Below are 6017 nucleotides of genomic sequence, written 5' to 3'. Positions count from 1 at the left end.
CCCTACATCTCGCCCAGCGTGACCTCAACAGTCTTGCTGCTGCCGTCCCGCTCGTACGTCACCTGAACCTTCTGCCCCGGCGCGTCCGAAGCCAGCGCCTCCGACAGCGAGTTCATCGTCGTGATCCCGGTGTCGCCGAGTTTCGTGATGATGTCCCCGGCCTTCAGCCCCGCCTTGGCCGCCGCCCCGCCGTCCGTGGTGGAGACGACCGCCACGCCCGCGGGCTGGAAGTCGTCGTCGACGACCGTACGGGCGGTGATGCCCAGCGCCGCCCGCCCCGAGTCCGTGACCTTGCCGCTCTTGATGATCTGGTCGGCGATGGTGGTGACCGTCGACGAGGGGATGGCGAAGCCGATGCCGGGCGCCGCGCTGCCGCCCAGATCGGGATCGGTGGCGGCCAGCGTCGGGATGCCGATGACCTGGTTGTCGAGGTTGACCAGCGCGCCCCCGCTGTTGCCGGGGTTGATCGCGGCCGATGTCTGCACCATGTTGCCGATGGTGGCCCCGGTACCGCCGCCCGAGCGGCCCTCGCTCACGGTCCGTCCGGTGGCGGAGACGATGCCCTGGGTGACGCTGCTGGAGAGGCCCAGCGGGGACCCCATCGCCAGCACGATCTGCCCCATGTCGACCTTGGCCGAGTCGGCGAACTTCGCGGCCTGCATCCCGGCGGGGATCTTGTCCAGCTTGATGACGGCGAGATCCTGGTCGGGGTAGCTGTAGACCAGCGAGGCAGTCAGCTGCTCGCTGCCGGTGGCGGTGGTGACCTGGAAGGTCTTCGAGCTGCCGACCACATGGGCGTTGGTGACGATATGGCCCTTGTCGTCGTAGACGATGCCGGAGCCGAGGTCCGAGTCGGCCACGATCTGGACGACCGAGGGCAGCACGTTCTTGATCGTCGTCTGGTAGTCGCTCTGCAGATCGTTGCCGGATCCCGAAGAAGACGAGGAGGCATCCGACGACGAGGAGCCGGAGGGCGAAGGAGAACTGGAGCCGGAGCCGGAGCCTGAACCGGAGTCGGAGCAGCCACCGACCAGGGCAATGGCGCAGACACCTGCGCTCAGGGGCAGCAGCAGCCGCCGGGTACGTGATCCATACATGCCCGAAGTGTCTCTTTTGCCCGCTGGGTTCGGCCCGCTGTGCGCCGCCGATCAGGGGGTGAGGAGGGGCAGGTCAGCCCCGTACGCCGCAAAGGTGAAGAAGCGCGGCCACCCGGCGGTAGGGATCCGTGCGCCCGGCCCGGTCCTCCGCGGCCAGGATCTGGTCCAGCTCCTGGGCGGGCGGCAGTTCCTGGTCATTGCCGACGAGGTCGGTGAAGACCCGCACGCCGTACCAGGTGTGCAGCGGGGCGGCGATCCCGGCGAGCGTCGCCGTCAGCGCGTCCAGGTGGTCGGCGCGCACGTCCAGGCCGAGCCGGTTGGTGTACGAGTCCGTGTCGAAGGCCGCAAGAGTCGCGGGCCAGTCCCCGGCGAGCCCGGGGCGCATGGCGAGCGCGTCGGCGTTCCGTACGAGCAGCGAGAGCAGACCGCCGGGCGCCAGCATCCGGGCCAGGCCCGCGAGCATGGCGTCCCGCTCGGTCACATACATCAGCACCCCGTGGCAGAGCACCACGTCGAAGCTGCCCGGCAGGAAGTGCACACCGGTTTCCCGGCCGTCGCCCTCCAGGAAGCGCACCCGCTCGCGGATGCCTTCGGGCTCGGTGGTCAGCGCGTCGCGGGCCGCCTTGAGCATTCCGGCGTCCGACTCGAGACCGGTGACCGAGTGGCCCGCCCGGGCGAGGCGCAGCGCCTGGGTGCCCTGGCCCATGCCGACGTCGAGCACTCTCAGCCGCTGGCCGACCGGGAACCGGACGGCTATCTGCTCGTCGACCTGACGGGCGACAAGCTCCTGACGCACGGTGTTGCGCAGCCCGCCCAGGCCCTTCAGCCAGGCGGGCGACGCACCATCGAAGCCCTGGGCCTCCGTGCTGGTCAGGGTCGCTCTCCGCGCTTGACCTGCGGCTTCGGCAGCCGCATCCGGCGCATCTGGAGCGTACGCATCAGGCCGTAGGCCACCGCGCCGCGCTTGGGCTCGTCCGGGAAGCGCAGGTTGATCTGCTTCTTCAGCCGGAGCCAGATGCCGATCGAGTCCACGACGATCAGGACGATCACGAAGAGCCAGAGCAGCAGCGCGATGTTCTGGATGCCGGGCACCTGGACGATGGAGAGCACCAGGATGATCACTGCCATCGGGAGGAAGTACTCCGCGATGCAGAACCGCGAGTCGACGAAGTCGCGGGCGAAGCGCCGGACCTTGCCCTTGTCGCGGGCCGGCAGATAGCGCTCGTCACCGCTGGCGAGGGCCTCGCGCTGCTTGGCGAGATCCGTCCTGCGGACGTCGCGCTGGCGCTTGGCGGCCTCCTTGCGGTCGGTCGTCGGCGTGACGGCACGGCGCCGCTGGGTCTGCGCCTCGCTCCGCTTCGGAGTGGGGCGGCCCTTCGGGGCCTGCGGGTCACGGGTCTGCTGGGAGAGGTCCGTCGTCACCTTGCCGGTGGCGGCCTTCTCTTCATTCGCGCGGCTTCGGAACACAATGCCCAAGGGTACGGGGTGACGTGCATGGACCCCAGCCTCAGGGGGAACGATCCCGCAACGTTGGGTTCTGTAGTGGTTACCCCTAGGGTCACCTACTCCCTACGCCGGAGCGGATCAGGGACCAGTCGTCCTTGGGGAGGAGCGCATCCGCTCCCGAACAGTGCGGTAATAGAGACAGGGCCCGTACTGTGGGTTCAAGTGCTGGAGCTGAAGTCCGTACAGAAGGGGGCGCGCGAAGCCCATGAGCGGTGTCATGAAGCGTATGGGGTTGATCTTCCGCGCGAAGGCCAACAAGGCCCTGGACCGGGCTGAGGACCCGCGCGAAACCCTCGACTACTCCTACCAGAAGCAGCTTGAGCTGCTGCAGAAGGTGCGCAGGGGTGTCGCCGACGTGGCGACCTCACGCAAGCGCCTGGAACTGCAGCTGAACCAGCTCCAGGGCCAGTCCACCAAGCTGGAGGACCAGGGCCGCAAGGCGCTCGCCCTCGGCCGTGAGGACCTGGCGCGCGAAGCGCTGTCCCGCCGGGCGGCGCTGCAGCAGCAGGTCTCCGATCTCGAGGTGCAGCACCACACGCTGCAGGGCGAGGAGGAGAAGCTCACGCTCGCCGCCCAGCGCCTGCAGGCCAAGGTCGACGCCTTCCGCACGAAGAAGGAGACGCTGAAGGCCACGTACACCGCGGCCCAGGCGCAGACCCGTATCGGCGAGGCCTTCTCCGGCATCTCCGAGGAGATGGGCGACGTCGGCCTCGCGATCCAGCGGGCCGAGGACAAGACCGCGCAGATGCAGGCCAGGGCCGGTGCGATCGACGAGCTCCTGGCGTCGGGCGCGCTGGACGACCCGACCGGCATGGCGAAGGACGACCTCACCGCCGAGCTGGACCGGATCTCCGGCGGCAGCGACGTCGAGCTGGAACTGCAGCGGATGAAGGCCGAACTGGCGGGCGGCCCGACTTCGAAGCAGGCTATTGAGGGCGGTCCCCAGGACCAGCAGACCCCGAAGTTCGACAAGCAGTAAGGACGGGCGCCGGCATGATCGTACGGATCATGGGGGAAGGCCAGCTGAATCTGGCGGACAGCCACTTCGTCGAGCTGAACAAGCTGGACGACGAACTGCTCGCCGAGATGGAGAGCGGCGACGCGGAAGGCTTCCGCCGGACGCTGGGTGCGCTGCTCGATGCCGTACGAAGGCTGGGCGCGCCTCTGCCGGACGACGCGCTGGAGCCCTCGGAGCTGATTCTGCCGAGCCCGGACGCGAGTCTGGACGAGGTCAAGGAGATGCTCAGCGACGACGGGCTGATCCCGGGCTGACGTCCGGCCCCCGTACACGGCCTCCGGCCGCGTGTCCTCAAGCGCCGGACGGGCTTGATCGTTCAAGCCCCTCCGGCGATTGAGGAGCGGGGGTCCGGGGGCGGAGCCCCCGAGTGGGTACGCCCGCCCGATCGCACCCCGTACCGTTGGCACACGTGAGTACCCCGTCAAAGGCACCCCCCAGCTACGCGCGCCTGCGAGCCTGGTTGCGGGTCCACCCCCTCGCCCTCGACGCGGCCCTCGCCCTGGCCGTCCTCATCTGCATGGTCTTCGGGTCCTTCATCGATCCGCGGGGCCCCGACGGCCACACCTTCGTCACCCGGACCCCCGAACTCCTCAGCCTCGTCCTGATCGCGATCGGGGCCGGGGCCCTGGTGTTCAGGCGCCGCGCACCGATGACCGTGCTCGCCGTGACCTGCCTGGTCACCGCCGTGGAGCTGGTCTTCGCCGTTCCGCCGGCGCCCGTCGCGATGAGTGCCGTCGTCGCGCTCTACAGCATCGCCTCGCGCACCGACCGCCCCACCACCTGGCGGGTCGGCCTGCTCACCATGGCCGTGCTGACGGCCTTCGCGATGGGCTTCAGCGCGGCCCCCTGGTACTCCCAGGAGAACCTCGGCATCTTCGCCTGGACCGGGATGGCCGCCGCCGCGGGCGATGCCGTCCGCAGCCGCCGCGCCTTCGTCGACGCCATCCGTGAGCGGGCCGAGCGTGCGGAACGCACCCGCGAGGAGGAGGCCCGGCGCCGGGTCGCCGAGGAGCGGCTGCGTATCGCCCGCGATCTGCACGACGTCGTCGCCCACCACATCGCCCTGGTCAACGTCCAGGCCGGAGTGGCGGCCCACGTCATGGACAAGCGCCCGGACCAGGCGAAGGAAGCACTCGCCCATGTACGGGAGGCCAGCCGGTCCGCGCTGAACGAACTCCGCGCCACGGTCGGCCTCCTGCGCCAGTCGGGCGACCCCGAGGCGCCCACCGAACCGGCCCCCGGTCTGGCCGTGCTGGACGCGCTGGTCGACACCTTCCGCAACGCCGGCCTCCCGGTGGAGGTGGCCCGTACCGACGCGCCGGTGGGCCTTCCCGCCGCCGTCGACCTGGCGGCGTACCGGATCATCCAGGAAGCGCTCACCAATGTGCAGAAGCATGCGGGCGAGGGCGCGAAAGCCGAGGTCAGCGTGGTCCGGGTGGACCGCTGTGTGGAGGTCACGGTCCTCGACGACGGTGCGGGCACCGGCCGGGAGGATGCCCCGGCGCCCGGCGAGGGCGGCGGCCACGGCCTCATCGGGATGCGCGAGCGCGCCACCGCGCTGACCGGCTCCTGCTCGGCGGGCCCCCGCTACGGCGGCGGCTTCCGCGTACATGCGATCCTTCCGGTCAAGGCCGCGGCAGGGGAGAGTCCATGACGATCAGAGTGTTGCTCGCCGACGACCAGGCGCTGCTGCGCAGCGCGTTCCGCGTCCTGGTGGACTCCGAGCCCGACATGGAGGTCGTCGGGGAGGCGGCGGACGGCGCGGAGGCGGTCGAGCTGGCCCGCTCGGCCAGGGCCGACGTCGTCCTGATGGACATCCGGATGCCCGGCACGGACGGCCTCGCCGCGACCCGCAGGATCAGCGCGGACCCCGAACTGGCCGCGGTACGCGTCGTGATGCTGACGACCTTCGAGGTGGACGAGTACGTCGTCCAGTCGCTCCGCGCCGGCGCCTCGGGCTTCCTCGGAAAAGGGGCGGAGCCGGACGAACTGCTCAACGCGATCCGGATCGTGGCATCGGGCGAGGCACTGCTCTCACCGGTGGCGACCAGAGGTCTGATCGCCAAGTTCCTTGCGCAGGGCGGCAGTTCGGACGGAGGGCCCGACCCGGAGGCGTACGCGAAGCGGCTCGAGGCGCTCACCGTCCGCGAGCGCGAGGTGCTCGTCCAGGTCGCGGGCGGCCACTCCAACGACGAGATCGCCGAACGCCTCACGGTGAGCCCGCTGACCGTCAAGACCCATGTGAACAGGGCGATGGCGAAGCTGGGCGCCCGCGACCGGGCCCAATTGGTGGTAATCGCCTATGAATCGGGCCTGGTCCACCCAAGGGCGTAGTGGCGGCGTACTCCACCTGCTGTATGCGCCGGATAAGGAAGAGACCTGCGAGCGAGGAATGT

General features: G+C 70.0%; 7 protein-coding genes. 4 read left to right on the top strand and 3 right to left on the bottom strand.

The annotated features are described in order from the left end of the window. Positions 1-2: 2 nt before the first annotated feature. From J0695_RS18130 to J0695_RS18120, 3 genes are all read right to left on the bottom strand, one after another. Positions 3-1097, bottom strand: a complete 1095-nt coding sequence (locus J0695_RS18130) for a S1C family serine protease (RefSeq protein ID WP_206963123.1) — start codon at positions 1095-1097, stop codon at positions 3-5. A 73-nt stretch (positions 1098-1170) separates the two neighbouring features. After that, positions 1171-1893 carry a class I SAM-dependent methyltransferase gene (locus J0695_RS18125; RefSeq protein WP_307798674.1) on the bottom strand — a complete coding sequence of 241 codons (723 nt, stop codon included), beginning with the start codon at positions 1891-1893 and terminating at the stop codon, positions 1171-1173. A gap of 74 nt (positions 1894-1967) precedes the next feature. Beyond that, positions 1968-2564, bottom strand: a complete 597-nt coding sequence (locus tag J0695_RS18120) for a DUF3043 domain-containing protein (protein WP_206963122.1) — start codon at positions 2562-2564, stop codon at positions 1968-1970. 244 nt (positions 2565-2808) lie between these two features. Here J0695_RS18120 and J0695_RS18115 point away from each other — a divergent pair, with 244 nt between their 5' ends. The 4 genes from J0695_RS18115 to J0695_RS18100 all read left to right on the top strand — a co-directional run bounded on the left by J0695_RS18115 (position 2809) and on the right by J0695_RS18100 (position 5955). Continuing rightward, a complete protein-coding gene (locus tag J0695_RS18115) occupies positions 2809-3582 on the top strand; it encodes a PspA/IM30 family protein (protein WP_206963121.1) in 774 nt (257 codons plus the stop codon). 14 nt (positions 3583-3596) lie between these two features. Continuing rightward, on the top strand, positions 3597-3875 hold the full coding sequence (gene pspAA, locus J0695_RS18110) for a PspA-associated protein PspAA (protein WP_206963120.1): 279 nt from the start codon (positions 3597-3599) through the stop codon (positions 3873-3875). A gap of 155 nt (positions 3876-4030) precedes the next feature. Then, the gene (locus tag J0695_RS18105) at positions 4031-5275 is read left to right on the top strand and encodes a sensor histidine kinase (protein WP_206963119.1); all 1245 of its coding nucleotides are present in this window, start codon (positions 4031-4033) and stop codon (positions 5273-5275) included. Next, entirely contained in the window at positions 5272-5955 is a 684-nt protein-coding gene (locus J0695_RS18100) for a response regulator transcription factor (RefSeq protein WP_206963118.1), read from the top strand. The genes J0695_RS18105 and J0695_RS18100 overlap by 4 nt, the downstream gene beginning before the upstream one ends. Positions 5956-6017: the final 62 nt, after the last annotated feature.

Source organism: Streptomyces beijiangensis (assembly GCF_017315755.1).
Lineage (GTDB): Bacteria > Actinomycetota > Actinomycetes > Streptomycetales > Streptomycetaceae > Streptomyces > Streptomyces beijiangensis.
Note: the sequence above shows the minus strand (reverse complement) of the source record. Positions and strands in the feature narration are given on the sequence as shown.